This is a genomic window from Bacillus gaemokensis, from assembly GCF_001590835.1.
Taxonomy (GTDB): Bacteria; Bacillota; Bacilli; order Bacillales; family Bacillaceae_G; genus Bacillus_A; species Bacillus_A gaemokensis.
This window is the reverse complement of sequence record NZ_LTAQ01000056.1, coordinates 193,173-210,382: the sequence shown is the minus strand read 5'-3', so window position 1 is coordinate 210,382 and position 17,210 is coordinate 193,173. Positions and strand designations below refer to the sequence as shown.

22 protein-coding genes are annotated in these 17,210 nt (G+C 33.3%); 9 read left to right on the top strand and 13 right to left on the bottom strand.

Annotated features, from left to right (window positions below; all coding sequences use genetic code 11):
- The first annotated feature begins 120 nt into the window (after nt 1–120).
- A complete protein-coding gene (locus tag AZF08_RS24195; protein ID WP_321141630.1) occupies nt 121–1,272 on the top strand; it encodes a Rap family tetratricopeptide repeat protein in 1,152 nt (383 codons plus the stop codon).
- Nucleotides 1,272–1,442, top strand: coding sequence for a hypothetical protein (locus AZF08_RS30935; protein ID WP_167332927.1), 171 nt, complete (start codon nt 1,272–1,274; stop codon nt 1,440–1,442). The genes AZF08_RS24195 and AZF08_RS30935 overlap by 1 nt, the downstream gene beginning before the upstream one ends.
- Before the next feature lie 154 nt (nt 1,443–1,596).
- Here AZF08_RS30935 and AZF08_RS24190 read toward each other — a convergent pair whose 3' ends face one another.
- Together AZF08_RS24190 and AZF08_RS24185 are read right to left on the bottom strand one after the other, a co-directional pair.
- Complete coding sequence (locus tag AZF08_RS24190) at nt 1,597–1,878, bottom strand: hypothetical protein (RefSeq protein ID WP_033677047.1); 282 nt, start codon at nt 1,876–1,878, stop codon at nt 1,597–1,599.
- Between the two features lie 33 nt (nt 1,879–1,911).
- Complete coding sequence (locus AZF08_RS24185; protein ID WP_033677049.1) at nt 1,912–2,400, bottom strand: DUF1648 domain-containing protein; 489 nt, start codon at nt 2,398–2,400, stop codon at nt 1,912–1,914.
- Between the two features lie 235 nt (nt 2,401–2,635).
- On the opposite strand from AZF08_RS24185, the gene AZF08_RS32060 reads away from it, so the two are divergent.
- Together AZF08_RS32060 and AZF08_RS24175 are read left to right on the top strand one after the other, a co-directional pair.
- Complete coding sequence (locus AZF08_RS32060; protein WP_321141629.1) at nt 2,636–2,926, top strand: NUDIX domain-containing protein; 291 nt, start codon at nt 2,636–2,638, stop codon at nt 2,924–2,926.
- A gap of 462 nt (nt 2,927–3,388) precedes the next feature.
- Entirely contained in the window at nt 3,389–4,369 is a 981-nt protein-coding gene (locus tag AZF08_RS24175; RefSeq protein WP_033677051.1) for a ketoacyl-ACP synthase III, read from the top strand.
- Nucleotides 4,370–4,461: 92 nt separating this feature from the next.
- On the opposite strand, the gene AZF08_RS32285 is transcribed toward AZF08_RS24175, so the two are convergent.
- Together AZF08_RS32285 and AZF08_RS24165 are read right to left on the bottom strand one after the other, a co-directional pair.
- Nucleotides 4,462–4,824, bottom strand: a complete 363-nt coding sequence (locus AZF08_RS32285; protein WP_161486807.1) for a CPBP family intramembrane glutamic endopeptidase — start codon at nt 4,822–4,824, stop codon at nt 4,462–4,464.
- 11 nt (nt 4,825–4,835) lie between these two features.
- On the bottom strand, nt 4,836–5,135 hold the full coding sequence (locus AZF08_RS24165) for a hypothetical protein (protein ID WP_033677055.1): 300 nt from the start codon (nt 5,133–5,135) through the stop codon (nt 4,836–4,838).
- 145 nt (nt 5,136–5,280) lie between these two features.
- On the opposite strand from AZF08_RS24165, the gene AZF08_RS24160 reads away from it, so the two are divergent.
- Both AZF08_RS24160 and AZF08_RS24155 read left to right on the top strand, forming a co-directional pair.
- On the top strand, nt 5,281–6,318 hold the full coding sequence (locus tag AZF08_RS24160) for a serine hydrolase domain-containing protein (RefSeq protein WP_033677057.1): 1,038 nt from the start codon (nt 5,281–5,283) through the stop codon (nt 6,316–6,318).
- 272 nt (nt 6,319–6,590) lie between these two features.
- The gene (locus AZF08_RS24155) at nt 6,591–7,043 is read left to right on the top strand and encodes an AraC family transcriptional regulator (RefSeq protein WP_033677059.1); all 453 of its coding nucleotides are present in this window, start codon (nt 6,591–6,593) and stop codon (nt 7,041–7,043) included.
- Nucleotides 7,044–7,260: 217 nt separating this feature from the next.
- Here the strand turns inward: AZF08_RS24155 and AZF08_RS24150 are convergent, their stop codons facing one another.
- The 3 genes from AZF08_RS24150 to yeiL form a co-directional block, all read right to left on the bottom strand.
- A complete protein-coding gene (locus tag AZF08_RS24150) occupies nt 7,261–7,509 on the bottom strand; it encodes a hypothetical protein (protein WP_033677061.1) in 249 nt (82 codons plus the stop codon).
- A gap of 391 nt (nt 7,510–7,900) precedes the next feature.
- A complete protein-coding gene (locus AZF08_RS24145) occupies nt 7,901–8,932 on the bottom strand; it encodes a flavin-containing monooxygenase (protein ID WP_033677062.1) in 1,032 nt (343 codons plus the stop codon).
- 240 nt (nt 8,933–9,172) lie between these two features.
- Nucleotides 9,173–9,865 (bottom strand): transcriptional regulator YeiL, encoded by a 693-nt coding sequence (gene yeiL, locus AZF08_RS24140; RefSeq protein WP_033677064.1) that lies wholly within the window; start codon nt 9,863–9,865, stop codon nt 9,173–9,175.
- Nucleotides 9,866–9,994: 129 nt separating this feature from the next.
- On the opposite strand from yeiL, the gene AZF08_RS24135 reads away from it, so the two are divergent.
- Together AZF08_RS24135 and AZF08_RS24130 are read left to right on the top strand one after the other, a co-directional pair.
- Complete coding sequence (locus AZF08_RS24135) at nt 9,995–10,417, top strand: DMT family transporter (protein ID WP_033677066.1); 423 nt, start codon at nt 9,995–9,997, stop codon at nt 10,415–10,417.
- 14 nt (nt 10,418–10,431) lie between these two features.
- Entirely contained in the window at nt 10,432–10,896 is a 465-nt protein-coding gene (locus AZF08_RS24130; protein WP_033677067.1) for a DMT family transporter, read from the top strand.
- Between the two features lie 291 nt (nt 10,897–11,187).
- Here AZF08_RS24130 and AZF08_RS24125 read toward each other — a convergent pair whose 3' ends face one another.
- The 6 genes from AZF08_RS24125 to AZF08_RS24100 form a co-directional block, all read right to left on the bottom strand.
- A complete protein-coding gene (locus AZF08_RS24125) occupies nt 11,188–11,595 on the bottom strand; it encodes an NUDIX hydrolase (protein WP_033677068.1) in 408 nt (135 codons plus the stop codon).
- Nucleotides 11,596–11,984: 389 nt separating this feature from the next.
- A complete protein-coding gene (locus AZF08_RS24120; protein WP_033677070.1) occupies nt 11,985–12,557 on the bottom strand; it encodes a histidine phosphatase family protein in 573 nt (190 codons plus the stop codon).
- A gap of 190 nt (nt 12,558–12,747) precedes the next feature.
- Nucleotides 12,748–13,500, bottom strand: coding sequence for a quorum-quenching N-acyl homoserine lactonase AiiA (gene aiiA / locus AZF08_RS24115; protein ID WP_033677072.1), 753 nt, complete (start codon nt 13,498–13,500; stop codon nt 12,748–12,750).
- Nucleotides 13,501–13,650: 150 nt separating this feature from the next.
- The gene (locus AZF08_RS24110) at nt 13,651–14,361 is read right to left on the bottom strand and encodes a hypothetical protein (RefSeq protein WP_033677074.1); all 711 of its coding nucleotides are present in this window, start codon (nt 14,359–14,361) and stop codon (nt 13,651–13,653) included.
- A gap of 12 nt (nt 14,362–14,373) precedes the next feature.
- Nucleotides 14,374–15,471, bottom strand: a complete 1,098-nt coding sequence (locus AZF08_RS24105; RefSeq protein ID WP_033677075.1) for a DUF58 domain-containing protein — start codon at nt 15,469–15,471, stop codon at nt 14,374–14,376.
- A complete protein-coding gene (locus tag AZF08_RS24100; protein ID WP_033677078.1) occupies nt 15,468–16,397 on the bottom strand; it encodes an AAA family ATPase in 930 nt (309 codons plus the stop codon). The genes AZF08_RS24105 and AZF08_RS24100 overlap by 4 nt, the downstream gene beginning before the upstream one ends.
- Nucleotides 16,398–16,804: 407 nt before the next feature.
- Between AZF08_RS24100 and AZF08_RS24095 the strand changes: the two genes are divergently transcribed.
- Nucleotides 16,805–17,203 (top strand): DUF2871 family protein, encoded by a 399-nt coding sequence (locus AZF08_RS24095; protein ID WP_033677081.1) that lies wholly within the window; start codon nt 16,805–16,807, stop codon nt 17,201–17,203.
- The last annotated feature ends 7 nt before the right edge of the window (nt 17,204–17,210 follow it).

The following is a 17,210-nucleotide window of genomic DNA, read 5'->3' as shown; positions in this document are numbered from 1 at the left end:
TAGATAATTATAATTATTACAATTTAAAAACTAAGTAAATAACAAAATCCACTCTAAAAATTTTAATAGAACAAAAAACAATAGAATTTTATTAAGAAATAAATTTCTCGATATCTAAATATTTACAATTTCGATAAAATTATAAAAAATAGATTATTTATACTAGGAGGTTATTCCATAGGGGCTACAACTGTAACTCTAAGTGAAATTACTGGTTTATTAAATAAATGGCATGATTCAATACGTAGTCAAAACTTAGATATTTCACAAGAATTATACAATGAAGTAAAAATTAAAATCGAAAACATCCAAGAGAATCAAAACATCCTTTTATATTACTCACTCCTTGAATTTAGATTTAATATGCTAAATAAAGACTACGAGAATTCGAATACACTCCTAAAGAAAATTGAAACATTTAATAAACCAAGTGAAGAACTTTTAAATTATTATTATTATTTCTTTAAAGCGATACATGCTACAGAAACAGGGCAATATAATGATGCTGATTCTTATTTTAATCAGGCAAAAGGTTTATTAGATAACATTCCGGATGAGATTGAAAAAGCTGAATTTTATTACAAATCCGCTGCATTTTACTACCAAGTGCGTCGACCATTAATTGCTGTAAAATATGCTAACCGTGCAAAAAAATATTTTGAAACCAAATCAGGATACGAAATTAATGTAGCATCGTGTAGTAATATACTCGGTCTTACTTGTACTTCTTTAAAGCAATATGAAACTGCAGAAGAATACTTCCATGATGCCATCAATATTGTTACAAAGCAGCGTAATACAATATTAGGACTAAAAGTTAGACATAATTTAGGTTTCCTGTATGCCGAACAAAATCATTCAGAAGCAGCAATTAGGAACTTATCTAATGCTATTGATACTCCTGAAAAAAGCTTCAAAGCAATTTTCCTACTCGCAAGGGAAAACTACAAACTTGGTAATACCGAAGAAACTTCTAAGTTAATTAATACTGGTTTAGATGTTTGCAAGCGCATTAGTAATACAGAATATAAACACCATTTCTTAATTTTAAATGCTTTAAACACATCTGAATCCACCGAAAAATTTGAAAATATAATTTCAGAAGGAATTCAGTACTTTGAGCGAGAAGGTTTATTAGGGTTCGTACACGACTATTCTAAGCAATTGGCTTTAAAATTCTATTCTTCTAATCAACCAGACAAAGCAAGCCTATATTTTTATAAGTCTCACAAAGCCGAAGAAAAACTACAAGAAAAGGAGGCACTAAAATAATGAAAAAAACAATTCAATTTTTGGGAGTTACATTTGGATTAGTAGTGCTTTTTAGTTTCACTTCCACAAATACAACATCTAAGGCCTTAGAACATGGAGAAACATTTGCTCCAAATCTAGAAAACAATTCAATTCAGTATGTTTTAAGAGAACATGGAGAAACATTTTAATTCTTATAATAAAATATAAATAAAAGAAAAAGCGCTATCATTAATTGTGAACTGTACCTCGAATCGTGGACACTTAAAAAAGTCCATGATTCGGGGTACAGTTCATTTATATGCTTATCTTTTTTCATATTAATATACGCTACTATTTATGCTGTTATAAAGCATCCACATATTCCTTTGCTTCAAGCAATGAATAACCAAATGTTTCTCGTACTTTCTTAATCGCAGTGATCGTTTTTCCATCATTCATAAGTTGACGTAGTTCCTTATTAATTTCAGGTGCTGCTTCTATAATCCCCATTTGTTTTGTAATTAGCTCTAACCTATGCTCTATTCGCTTAAGTCTAGCATCATTTCTTTTTTGAATCCGATTTAGTTTCTCCCCAATATAAATCATACCAAACGCAATAAACGGTATCACAACTAAAAATTCCATATCCTCATCTCCTTACGTACGGGTCTATTCATGTTATACACAGCGAAATCGAATGATATAAACTATTAAAGTACCAAATAAAATCACTAAAAAACTCGTCAAAAACCAAACACCTAATCCATCAGCTTTACCTATTGCAGTTTGTACTTCCTTCCATGTACCAATGACGAAGAAGAAGGTAATTTCAATATTTAAAGCAATCATTAATCTTCTTCCTTCTACATATAATTTTGGTGCTTTTTCTTCTGGTACATTCGTAGAATAATTAAACATTTGGGAAGCCTTCCCTAACATAGTTAATAGAAAAAACAAAAACAACCCTATGATTGGCAAGATTAGAATACTTTCTTTTCCACTCCATCCATCAGGTCTCCCCATCCCATCAAAATGAGAAGGTATCCTCTCTGGTAGTTCAGACCACATATAAAATACATATACAAAAATACTGAATAATAAACAAAAAGAAAGTACTTCTATATATGTTTCAAATTTCGTTTTTGGAATTTGTACAACTTCTTTCATATCCGTACCCCCCTACATCTAAATTTTACCATATAATCATTTTCATGTATAATATGGATGGAAATACAACCAAGTCTTCAAAATATTTTTCAAGGAGAATCCACAACATGATTTGAATAGAATCTTGCAATCTCTAATAAAGGAATAAATGATAGTACTATAAATTGAAACTTTAATCAGCGGGCGTTTTACTGCCCGCAAATAGCGAGATAAAAATAGATTACGAGGAGAGCTTATGGACTATATTACATATTTAAGAAATTTTGTTGGTCACAATAAAGTCATTATGGTAGCTTCTGGTGTATTTATTTTTGATTCTAACAATCATCTCTTATTACAGCAGCGATCCGATAATCAATTATGGGGACACCCTGGAGGCTTTATGGAATTAGGCGAAAGTGTTCAAGATACAGCTAGACGAGAAGCTCTTGAGGAAACAGGTTTACATTTAGGGGAAATGGAACTACTAGGAATCTACTCTGGCAAGAACCTAGATTCTACATTACAAAATGGCAAGTTTCTTTAGTAAAAATTATGTTTACTTGTCGGGACTATACGGGGCAGCTACATGAAAATAATTCCGAATCACTCAAATTAAAATTCTTTCCAATTCATAAACTGCCTCCAATTTGGAAAAATCAAGAGCAAGAATTCAAAGATTTACTCTCTAAACAAAAGGCACCTTTTATTCGATAAACAGAGATTTATATAATCGGTAATCTACATTTCATATATAGTCATATAAATTTTTTTATCCAAGCCCCCTACATTTTTATGTGGCTTTTTAATTTTCATGTTTGAGCAACAGGATAATAATACTATTTCTCTCACTACGTCCCCCTTATTATACCTGCATTCACATCTTATCGATTTCCAAAATTAAACATCTACCACTTCTTTTTGTAAATGATTGAATCTTTAAAAATAAACACACAAAATTAGTACCAGGTGATATAATTAGATATAAATATAGAAAGGGAGGATTTACATGAACTCAAAAGCCCGAATCACCGCTGTAGGTACTTATGTTCCTGAAAAAGTACTATCAAATGAAGATTTATCAAATCTTGTTGAAACAACAGATGAATGGATCGTACAACGCACCGGTATGCACGAACGAAGAATTACTTCCTCTGATGAGTTTTCTACAACTTTATGTATCCGAGCAGTCCAAAATTTAATTGATCGATTCCATGTTTCCATCGATGACGTTGATTTAATTATTGTCGCAACTGCTACACCTGATTACATGTTCCCCAATACCGCAAGTCAAGTTCAAGCGCATTTTGAAATCCCTCATACAGGCGCAATTGATTTGAGTGCTGCTTGCGCAGGATTTGTATATGGACTCATCGTTGCTAACGGCCTTATTACGTCAGGTATAAACAAAAAAATACTTGTTATCGGTGCCGAAACACTTTCAAAAATTACAGATTATAGCGACCGTACGACTTGTATCCTTTTCGGAGACGGTGCTGGTGCAGCTCTTGTAGAATATGATGAACAGAACCCAAGTTTCTTAGGAACTCATATGGGATCTAAAGGTTCTGGTGGAATTAACTTATACCAGACTGCTCTATCAAAAACGATGAACGGAGAGGCATTACAAGATACCCCATACCTTGTTCAAAATGGCAGCGCCGTTTATAAATGGGCCGTAAACACGGTTCCTCAAGGTGTACAAGAATTACTAGAAAAAAATCATTTAAATATATCTAATATTGATTGGTTTATTCCACATAGCGTGAATTTAAGGATGATTGAATCCATCTGTGAACGAACTGGTTTTTCTCTTGATCGTACATTAATGAGTCTACAATATTGTGGAAACACTTCTGCTGCCTCTATCCCGTTAGCGCTTGATATTGGACTAAAGGATGGAAAAATCAATAATGGCGACACTTTACTTTTGTATGGATTTGGTGGTGGACTTGTACATGCGGGGCTAATTTTGAAATGGAATATATAAAATATAGAGGCTGATGTCTTATCACATCAGCCTCTATATCCAAGGAGATTTATGTATCCCCTAACTCTTTAAATCAAACTAACATTGTTTAACTACATCTGTGGTGGAATATACAAATTCAAAAATACATACACCGTCATATTTCCGATATCTACTAAAAAATGAGAAAAGACACTATATCTTAAACTATTTGTTTTAAAACGAATTACGCTCCATATGATACCCATTATAAAAAGTGATATGTACAATTGACTCGACCGATTTGCAATAGAAAACACCCCCCACATCATCGGGTGACTTACAACAAACAACACAGTCGAATACAGTATGATTACACTTTTCGGCAGCATTTTACCAGCCTCTATTATAAGCCCCCTCCAATATCCCTCTTCAATCCATGGATTGATACACGCAAATAAAAGCCAGTATAGAATATAAACGGGGTATGTTATCAATAAATCATAATTCAATAATAATTCAATAATAATATTCCTAGCATCGGAAAAACACCAATAAGAATTGCAAGTAAAAGCAACGGCTTACTCTGTTTTCCCTTTTCAAACCATCCTTTTATATCTTCTTTTGTACAAAAACTAAACAGCATACTCCCCATTAATGTCCAATATAGAATGGCAGTTACAATCCAAGTCCATTCTTTTAAATATGGATAACATAACTTTGTCCCTATATAACCTAATAGAATGATGATAATTGGCGAAATCAATGCAAGCATACGAGTTCTTCTTTGCTCTAACGACAAAAACAATTATTCTCTCTCCCTTTATACCTTAATTTTGAAATCTTACTCACAATCTATTTAAATACGACACCTCTCACTATATTCCTTTATTTAACATTTTATTTGTTATATAGTGAATATAATATTTAGTAGTAGCAAAGGAGAATTATCTATGGAACTAAAAACTCTAGATATATACGAAAGAATGAAGCAATATCCTGTAGCTGGGCTCAGTCTAGCTAGTATTCGTGACGGTAAATTGGAACGGACTAAAAGTTTTGGCCTACTTGAGGTGGGGACAATTAAAAAAGTTAACGTAAATTCCATCTTTAATGCTTGTTCCATAAGTAAACTTCTCACAGCGATGCTGGCACTAAAATTAGAAGGTCAAAGGATACTGGATCTGGATGAAGACGTAAATAATAGTCTTGTATCCTGGAAAGTTCCTGAAAATGAATTTACTCATAATAAAAAAATTACCTTAAGAAATCTATTAAGTCATCAATCGGGAATCATTGATCCTCCTGAAAGTTTTGATATATATAATCCCCTCCAACGCAAACCTACCATACTTCAGATTCTTAAAGGTGAAACACCTTATTGCTCAGTCCCTATCGAGGTTCGGTATGAACCTGAAAGTAGCTTCCACTATTCCGATGCAGGATTTTGCATCATAGAACAACTGATAGAAGACGTTTCCGGAAAATCTTTTGATTTATTATTAAAAGAGTTGATACTCGAACCTTTACATATGAAGAACAGTACACTAGAACTCCCTAAACAAGGAGTTACCAATGCCCACTTTGCTTGTGGTCACAATAAGGACGGAAATATAGTAGATGGAAAGTATCCGTTCTATCCATATTCGGCTGCTGCAGGGATTTGGTCAACTCCGACAGATTTAGCTGCCTTAGTTATAGAAGTCATCCATTCTTTACAAGGCTCTAGTAAACTCGGTCTTTCTCCCAAAATAATTAAAGAAATGATTTCTCCACAAGGTTGTTCAAAGTGGACTGGATTAGGAGTATTTCTTGATAACTCAGGTCAAGAAATAGAAATATCCTCACTTGGCTGGGGCGTTGGATTTCAATGTATGATGGTCGCATACCCACATAGAGGTACGGGCGCTGTAATCATGACAAATTCAGACTTAGGTGTTCATCAAACTAAAGGAATTATTGGAGAAGTTATTAAATTGCTAGATCTATAAGGAATTTACATATTTTATACTGTTGTAGTTTTGGATACAGGTGGATTTTGTTGTATTATCAAGACCTAAATTGTAAAAAGTCATAAAAAATAAAGTGTTGTAAATATTATAACATGACTAATATTTACAACACTTTTACTTCTTACTCAACAAACGTTCTGGTTGTTAAATAAGAAAATTATAAATTTTTTAAAAAAACAAATGATTACATTTTTATATCATGATAGCATTTGAAATGTATTAAATATTAATAGAGAAAGGAAAAAGAAACTATGAATATTAAAATCGAAACTCTTCCAAAATATCGCATTGCATATGTGCGACAAGTTGGTCCATATGGTCCTGCCAACATTCAAGCAATGGAAAAGTTAAAGAAATGGGCTGAGGAGAAAAATCTTGCTAGATCGGCGATAATACTCGGAATTCCACAAGATAACCCTGAAACAACACTTCCTGAAAATTGTAGGTATGATGCTTGTATTGTCATTTCAAAGGATTATCAACTTGATGATTCAATTTTCGAAAGTGAACTTTCTGGTGGAAAATATGTTATTTTCAAAGTAAAACATGCAGCGGAAGATATTCATAAAGCATGGGCTGAAATTTTTCCAGCTTTACAAAACAATGGATATCAAATTGACAACAAACCGATTTTAGAAAGATACACTAGTGATATGATTAACAACCATTATTGTGAAATATGTGTACCTGTAAAACCGTTATAGTTTGATTAGTACGTATTTACAATGTCCATCACCAGAAAATTAAACATAGAAAAAGAAGAACAAGTGGCTTATCAGTAACGATAACTTCTTGTTCTTCTTTCATTATTCTGCTTCGTTTGTTGAAGAAGGACATTGTCTTTTATTGCAAAATTTAATTGCCACCTGTTATATTTAAAAAGAAAAGGAATATATCTCCTGCTCCTTTTCCTTTCTTTTGCTATATGATATTTTTAGCCACAAGCTTTAAATGCTCCGGTGCAATAATCTCCTTTATACTTTCCTGGAGATCTTCATGAAGCATCTCTTCTAAATGCTCTAATAATACTTCAAGAGGTGTACACTCTAAAGTTTCAATATTTAACAATGAATAATGTTCTTTTTTCTTTATCACTAAATATTGATTTTCTTCCGTTACAAGTAAAGAACCTAAACGTATCCCTAGTAAACGTCGATCATCGAATTTCATATTATATCCCTTCTTCTATTGATGAAAATACAATTTAAATATATAAATTTTACACAATTTAACAAATATATATGTAATACAAATCTATCATAATTTTTTTCAAAAGAATACCAAATAAAACATTATCAGCTTTTGAAAAATCGACTAGCAAACTATACTAAATTACCACCATAAAGTTTATAGTACAACATTACTATACATTCCGTACTTAAAATCGCTAAATTCATATATACCTTGTATCAAAAAACTTTCTCAACATATCATCATCACTTTTCGGTTTCAGTATGCACTCAAATAGATTATACTAATGTTAATAAAAGTTTGGCCTCTCCTAATTCATGTACATATATTTGATCGGTACAAATTGTTACCGATCCCTTTTTTTGTGTTTTTATTGAAGCATTGAAAATAAAAACTCCGCATCTCGCCCTACACCGCAAAGAAGTGCCGATCCTCTTTGATACTGCCAAGGTAAGCCAATATAATATAATCCCTGCACTTGACTAATACCTCTTGTATGAATGGGAAATCCTGTTTTATCTATTGCACCTTCTATTTCAATCCATTGATAATCCGGTATGAATCCTGTAGCCCAAACGATACTCTGGGGATTGTATGTACTACCATCCGAAAAAACAACTTCATTTTGCATTGCACTTACTACCTTTGGCTTCACTGTTATTGTCCCACTGCGAATGAACTCTCTACATTCAAAACCAAAAATAGGATCTTTCTGTTTCTGAAACCACCTTCCCCGCCTTGTATTGGTTCCGGCATATAACAGTCCTATTTTTTCAAGCCAAGCAAAAATATTTTTCCCCATTACCTTCATTGGTAAGAATCTAAAAGGATGACTTATAGCTATCATGACATCATGAGTTTTCGCGAGCTCTACTGTAATTTGTGCACCGGAGTTTCCGCCCCCTACTACAAGAACTTGACCATCTGGAATTTGCATTGCTGATTGATATTGTGAAGAATGAATTTGAAGTATATCATTTGAAAGGTTTTGAGAAATTGCAGGAATAAAAGGTTGCTGAAAAGCACCTAATGCGATAATAACACGTTTAGATCGTAAAACTTCATTAGGAATATATACCTCAAACTCACTTCCTTGCTTCCTAACTTTTAAAACATTTGTATGTAGCCTAATTGGCAACGAAAAGCGCTCTGCATACACTTCTAAATAATTTGCGATTTCATCTTTAGTAGGCAATCCATTTTGCTTTCCTTCTAGGTTCATACCTGGCAATGCACTATAAGCTCTTGGTGTAAACAATTGCAAAGAATCGTATCGCTTTCTCCATGAATCGCCAATTCGTTTTTCTCCATCTAATAAGACAAAGTTATAATTTCCTTGCTGCAAGTAATATCCCATAGCTAGACCAGCTTGACCAGCTCCTACTATAATTACATCTAACATTTTCTCATCCCTTTTTTATCGGATTTCACATGAACAATTGTTCATATATTCATATGTTTGTTCAATCATATAAATTTCCTTTTTACAAATCAAGGGAAATGTTTCTCTTTCTAATCAACATGTAAACGTAAAAAAGCACAATCTTAGTGATAAGAAACTTTTCGTTATCATCGAGATTGTACTTTTGAAATACATATTTACTGCTTCAAAAAATCTTTAAACACCGTACTTACACTTTGTTTATTTATAAATATCCGCTGCAAGCTCCTTTAAAAGCCGTATGTTTGTCACTTCGTAATATCCGTTATTTTTTCTTATTACATTTTTATCACAAAAGGTATTTAATGTTCGCAGTAAATGTCTATAGCTTGTTCCTAATAGTTCCGATGTTTCAGTTAAATTCCCCTTAAATATAACCCTTTTGTCATTATGAGTCGCACTTTCTCCTGTCGCGAGAATATAGCTAGCTAATCTATTCTCAAGAGGGTATAGTAAGTTAATTGTGCTGTTTTTTGAAAGTCTATTTAATTTTTGAGCTAAAGAATCACAAATCCTCCTTAAAAAGGTTGCGTCATGAAGCAATTGTTCTCTAACTTTTTCTAAAGGAATACCAATACAATACGAATCTGCTATTACTTGTACATTTGTAGTTGTTTTTCTAGAGTGAATTAATTCTACATCCCCAAGCATTTGTAACCCATCGTAAAAACATAATAATAAAGATTTTCCATTACTTAATGTGTTATATGCCTTCGCCTTTCCCTCAACAAAGAAATACAGATAATGAATATCCTCATTTTCCTTACAAATATGTTCATTCTTTTTAAAAAGTACTAATTCCATACAGGATCTTATGTCGTCGCTAAAGAATGACTCAATATGATTTTGTTGCACATACTCCTCTAACTTATAAGAATTACATATCTTCTTCATACATCCCCCACCTTTATAGCTCTTTTCAATTATAAAGAAGATTTCTTTTCATCACTATGACATATGTCATAGTGATTTACAATTCACCCATGATACATTACAGATAAAAATGTAAAGGGGAAAACGCAATTGTATAATTTACTATCAATTATTATAGGCGCCTTCATCGCTATTATGATTCCACTCAATGGCATTTTATCTGAAATTACAGGGAACTATACGTCTAGTGTAATGATTCACATCGTTGGATTAGTTGCCATTATCATTGTTTTACTTGTTAGTAAATCTAAAATTCATATGCAGCAAGGGATACCACTTTATCTTTACAGTGCAGGGGCTATCGGAGTTTTTACTGTACTGTTTAGCAATATAAGCTTTTCAGCACTTGGTGTTTCTATTACAATCGCTTTAAGTTTACTTGGGCAATCTGTTTCGTCTATTATTATCGATCATTTCGGCTTATTAGGCATGAAAGTTGTCAAATTTGAAAAGAAAAAAATGATCGGATTAACGCTTATTTCTTCTGGAATCGTTGTAATGACTATATTTTAATGGAGGATGGAATCATGTTATATATTTGTATCGCCGTTTTAGTTGGGATTTCCATTGTAGTTGCCAGAATTATTAATGCTAACTTAGCAGCAAAAATCGGTATTTTCCAAGGTACATTTTTTAATTATATTACGGGACTGTTTTTTTCTTTTCTATTTTTAATCTTCAGCAACGAATCACTTCACATATCAACTGCAACATTGCATTCTATACCATTTGTAGTTTATTTAGGGGGCTTAGTAGGTGTTATTGTTATTGTATTATCAAACTATATTACTCCTAAAATATCATCTTTCTATTTAACGTTGCTGATTTTTGTAGGGCAACTATTTATGGGAGTTGTGATTGATTTTTTCACGTCAAATGATGTATCTATCGGTAAAATCATTGGTGGATTTTTAGTATTACTCGGACTTACTTATAATTTAATGCTAGATAAGACGTACGAACCTATGAAAAATAGTAGGATACATTCTTAACAGAATACTATAAAAGTATGCTGGAATAAGTCTTTTGACTTACTCCGGCATACTTTTATAGTTAACACATCAACTCTGAATCTTCCTGAACAGATTGATTTCTAAACACGAAGAACTTTAATATAACAGACATCATAATCATCCCTAGCCCACAAACGATAAAAATAACATTTGTAGATACAAATATGGACAGAATTCCAAACACGAAAAGAGATTGTATTTATCAATCCTCTATAGCCATTTTCACATCTATATTTTACACTCTTTCTACTCTACACTTTTGACCACAGATTAAAATGCCACAAAAAACGGTTGCTCTTTTTCATCTAAACTTTTAACGATTCTATCTTTAAAGTTCGACCATGTAACCATCTTTAATGCTTCATCAACTGTAAAAAATCCTACTTCTAAACTCTCACTACTTGTTGCTAATTTACCTCCTATCGATTTTGCTAACCAACAAGTAGCACAAACACCTGAACTTAGATTCTGATATATACCGCAGAATTTAGTCACTTTAATGTCAATTCCAGTCTCTTCTTTAACTTCCCTTATTACTGCGTCTTGAATTGATTCACCTTCTTCAACTTGTCCTCCTGGTTGCTCCCACCCTCTACGAGAACCACGAATTAGTAATATCTTTCCCTCATCATTTAGAACTACTACACCAGCTGAAACAAAGTGTTTTGGATCACTCATATTGGTCACCGACCTTTCTAAGAATCCTTTACCTATTCTTCGCTACACCATATTGACTTATTACAGCTTCTAATGAAACAGAAAAAACTAATTCCCTTCATATCTTCATACTACATACCTAAACAAAATCAAAAAACAGAGAGATTATAAGATACTCTCTGTTTCTTCCCTTGTATAATATTCATCTATCATACGTACTCAATATCTTAATTTACCGAATACAACATTAATATTTTCTACCTCTTCTTTTGTGCCATATCATGTTCAAAGAATATAATAGTTTTTTCATTCAGACCAATATCTTTTAAACATTTGATAGACCTTAGAGCCATTTCCGTATCAAATCCTGCTAATGAAATCCCATGCTCAAAATGCTTCTGCGTATAAAACTATTCTGTCCATAATCTCTTTGTATCAATGAATTGTTCCTCGTGAAATTTCATCCTGTATACATCCGGCTTTGATGTCTTCATTAAAAATTCAAATCCATATTGGCTATCGAAATATGCCATCATTAACGTCATGACAAGTCCATGAGTACCAATTACAATTCTATGACCTGTAAAATTCTTTACTATCTCTTTCAATACTGTCACAGATCGTCTCTGACAATCTACAATTGATTCTCCTCCAAGTAATGAAAGATCTGGATCGGAAAACAGCCTCTCTACGAGTGGATATAATTCCTTATTTGATATTATCTTATCTTCACCTGAAAACGTACATTCTCTAAGGTTTTCGTTTATGAGTATTTCTTTATCATAAAATTGAGCTAACCCCTCTATTGTCAACACAGCTCGACTATATGGACTTGAAATGAACGTGTCTACTCCTTCTTCTTTCAATAATTCAGTTACTCTACACGCATCAAGCTTTCCCTTCTCAGTTAAACCACGAGTTCTTTCGTTTCCGTTTGTTTTAGGCGATTCACCATGTCTAACCATGTAAATGTATGTATACATAAACTCCTCCTAAAAATACTTATGAATCATAAACTAGTGTGATTTCATATCGACCATACTATGCTTTATTACAAAACCATTATTCACATATCTACAGAATTAAGATTAGAACTGAGGATGCCTACCTTCCAACATTCCACAAAATCCCCATATAATCTTCACTATTTTTTTCTTTTACAAAATGAATCATCTATAAGTATTCAGGGAATGTTTTACAATTTTTCTCTTGTTCCATATCATGCCCAAAGAAAATAATAGGTTTTTCATCCAAAACAATTTCTTTTAATCGTTTAATAGACTTTGAAGCCATTTCTGAATCAAATCCTGCAAACGGGACTCCCTGCTCAAAATTCTCTTGTGTGTAAGATGCATCGATGGTAAGTAAAACAGGCCCAGATTTTTCTGTCCTAATTAGTACTGATTGATGTCCTGGTGAATGACCCGGCGTATATAACAGTTGAACACCTGGCATTACTTCATAATCTCCCTCAATAATTTGATAGTTCAAATCTGGTAATATGCATTCCTTTAAATATTCTTCCCTATGCAGAGCAGCTTCATATTCGGTTCGTTGCACAATAATTGGTGTCTTGGCAAAGCTTCCATTCCCTCCAGCATGATCAAAATGTAAATGAGAGCTAATAATACAAAGAAGATCATTAGGTTGATACCCCGCACATTCCAAAATATTTATGATTCTATCATTTCCCTTCATCTTAGGAAGGATCTGCCCTTCAACGTATGTACCCTTAAAAAGATCCTCATTTTCTACTGCACTTTCTGGCATCCCTGTGTCTATCAAAATCGGGCCTTCTGTTGTTTCTAGAAGATAGCACCATACCGGCAAATTTAGGAGTTTACCAGGAGTAAGTGTACTATTAACAGAAGAATGATCCAACATACAGCGTCCTGCTGGTAAAAAGTAAAGTTTTTTTACTGTCATTATATATCCACCTTTACATATGATTTTGGACAAAACAATACAGTAAAACTTCCATTAATAGGAGACTTTCTCCTTCTCACTCTTTTGTATTTCACCATAAATTTACTGTTCATACATATTTAAATGCCAAAACCTTATTGCAAATTGACATTATAAGCTTTTCTTTACATTTTCTTTTACCCATCTTTGCATAGTTTGTAATTCTTCTTTTGAAGCATCTCCTTCCCCATATCTTACTTTTTCATAGATAGGGATAATATCATTGTTCTTATGAATCCGAGAAAACCATTGCTGCATTGTCTCTTGTAGTCTCCTCTTCTCGAATTTTGGCAATGTACGCTCCCAGTTTACTAGCATTGCTCTTATTTCATTTGCTGGAAAAGACACTACCTCATCGGTTTCATCGTGAACCTTTTTATCGTCATCCCTTTCCGTCTTTTTCATAACACTTTCATTGGAAATTTGTCTTTTTTTCTGGATACGACGGAAAACTAAAAATAAAATTAGCATCGTTATAAATAATATACTCAATAATACTCCATTACTTCTCACAAACGATAGAAATTGTTCTATTGCTTCTTGTATCGTATTATCCTTTTGTTTCTTCTTTATCGGTTTCCCTTTCTTATTAAATTCTTCTACTTCCTCCAAATCCCCCCTCTTATCCTCAAGTAGCGTCTCCTCACCTTTGAAGCGTTTTGCATGCTTAGATTCTTCAAATTCCCTCTTCGAATTTAAAAAACCAAACACCTTCTCTTTTGTAAAAAAGGTTCCTTCGGCTATTCCAATCGCTAATCCGAAACAGATACTAATGGTTAAGAAACAAAATATAATTTGTGGTCCCCGTTTAATTTTCTCCATACTCTCCTTCCTTTACTTCACGATTTGTCTCCAGCCTTTTTGGTTTTCAGGTGGATACCCAATAATTAATGGAATACAACCTGCTTCTTGTCTTCGAAATCCTGTTTGATAGAAGAAATGCGCATTAAGTGGTGTATCCTTTTCTGTTAACGAAGACAATAGATCCATTGCTTTATAGAGTTGTTTTCGATGCTTTCCTCCCTTTAAGTGAATGACACCTTGTTCACGTACTCCATTAATCCATAGTTCAAAAGAGCAATCTTGTGCGATCAACTCTCGGCATACTCCGGCAGCTACTCGAATTAAATTTTCCATATCTGTCCGAAGTGTATATCCTGTTTTTCCTAATATATTTACATACACTGCATACCGGTCTCCTTGTACATATTCATACTTTTTCACACTTATAACCCCCGTTTTTGCAGTAGCTCCCCAATGAATCGAACGGAATGCTTCTCCTTCATAATCCTTCACACCTACTATTTTCGTTTCATCATACAATGGAGAAACAGCCGCTCTGCGAAATCCATGTTTCCATGTTGTCATTTCCGGTATTGTTACTTTAGACATTTGCGAAAGAATATGAAATTCAGGGAGTTTCTTTCGTTCAATAGGCAAATAATAAGTTAGAAGACCAAATGGATCTGATATTACAAGTTCCGCTGCTTGCCATCCTTGTTTCCCTCTTCCATTTGAATTTCCCTCTAACATAATTGTCATCATATCCCTCCCTTCTATTTGGAGAGGAATTTGATACGAGTGGTGCGAACGCTGCATCTTCTGACCAATTTCCCACTGCATCTGTTCATCAGAGCGAAACTGAAGAATTGCTTTAAAAATCGGAAAGCGTGCCTCATTTATAATTTGCACTGCACACTCTCCTCTTTCTCCAATAAACAACCTCTTTTGGTCTTGAGAAATATCCCATCTTACTTTCATGACCGCTTTCATATACATGGATATAAATCCAACTAGCAACAAATAAAACAAACAAGCAGCCACAATTAGAATTTGATTCGTAAATACAACCAGTATAAGAGAAAAAATCCCTATACATCCTATAAAGAGTGGCTCCAACATTGGATTTTTCCTTTTTATTATTTCATTCATACACTTTCCACTGGAACTGCAATTTTTTCTACAATCTCATTCAGTACATCTACTTTTGTTGTTTTCATATCCCCTTCAATTGTTAGTGTTAATCGATGTGCACAAACCGAAGATGCCAAAACTTTCAAATCATCAGGCGTTACATATTCTCTACCTTTTAATAAAGCTCTTGCTTGCGCAGCTCTCATAAATGCTAAAGAACCACGAGGACTAACTCCAATTTCTACCAAGCTATGATTACGCGTTGCTTCCACGATATCAAGCAAATATTCTTCCACCTCATCGTGTATATGAATTTTCTTGGCTTGTTCCTGCATATCCAATATATCTGAAAGAGCTACAACACTTTTTAAATGGTTAAATGGATTGCTTTCTTTAAATCGTTTTAGCATTTCTTTCTCATACTTCCGATTTGGATACCCTTGTCGAATTGTTAATAAAAATCGATCTAGCTGTGCATCCGGGAGCGCAAATGTTCCTGCTGATTCTAATGGATTTTGTGTGGCTAATACAATAAACGGATTTGGTAATGTATGAGTTACTCCTGCAATTGTCACTGTACGTTCTTCCATTACTTCCAATAACGCTGATTGTGTACGTGGAACCGCCCGGTTAATTTCGTCTACTAAAACTAGGTTTGCAAAAATAGGACCCTTTCTTGTTTTAAAATCACTCTCTTTCATATCAAAATATTCTAATCCTACTACATCACCAGGCAGCGTATCAGAGGTAAACTGTATACGTTGAAAGGCTCCATCAATACTTTTAGCAAGTGTTTTAGCAAGCATTGTTTTCCCTGTTCCTGGTACATCTTCTAATAAAACGTGCCCGTTTGCGACTAACGCAATCATTGCTAAATCAATTATCTCTTCTTTTCCTACAATAACTTTTGAAACATTTTCTTTAATTTTATTTAATATCGACATATACCGCATCCACCTTTCTTGTTTTTGGATTTCTCTGACTTTTAACAGTATTTTAGCACATAAAGTTTTTTCTATAAACTGGAAATAGAAGTATCGAACTTATTATAAGAAACTTTATTACATTTCAGCTCTCCTCCCGAGGGTAATTCAAAACATCGTACACACTATACATAGTTTGATGAATAGCCATATCTAGTTAAATCTGATTCTTACACTACCTCTTTGTTCACACAAAGTTCGATTATTTTATATAATCGAATACCCTATAATTATGATAAAATAATTTTAAATCTGTTATACCATGACTCCTGGGAACCTAGGAGTTTTTGCTATATAACATTTAAAAATACAATAGGAATTTACGAATCAAAAATCAACATTACAGATTCTGCATCAGGAGGTATATAATGAAAAAATTATATTATGCATCGCTTACGTATTTAATTATCGGTTTATTAACAGGTGTATTCGCTAGAGAATATGCAAAATCAAAGGGTATTCTAGGATCTACTCTGCTGAACCTTTTGCACACACATACGCTAGTACTTGGATTTTTATTTTTTTTAATTGCCTTAGCACTAGCAAAATCATTTGCATTTCATAAGGTGAAGGGTTTTAATATGTGGTTCATTGTCCATAATATTGGATTAATTTTAACACTTTCTTCAATGGCAACTCGAGGACTTCTTCAGTTAAATGGGGCTGACTTTAAAGAATTAACCTATATAGTCGGAATCTCTCATTCTATCATCGGTCTCAGCCTTGTTTGGTTTATGATCCTATTAAAAAAATCATATAAAATGTAGCTTTATA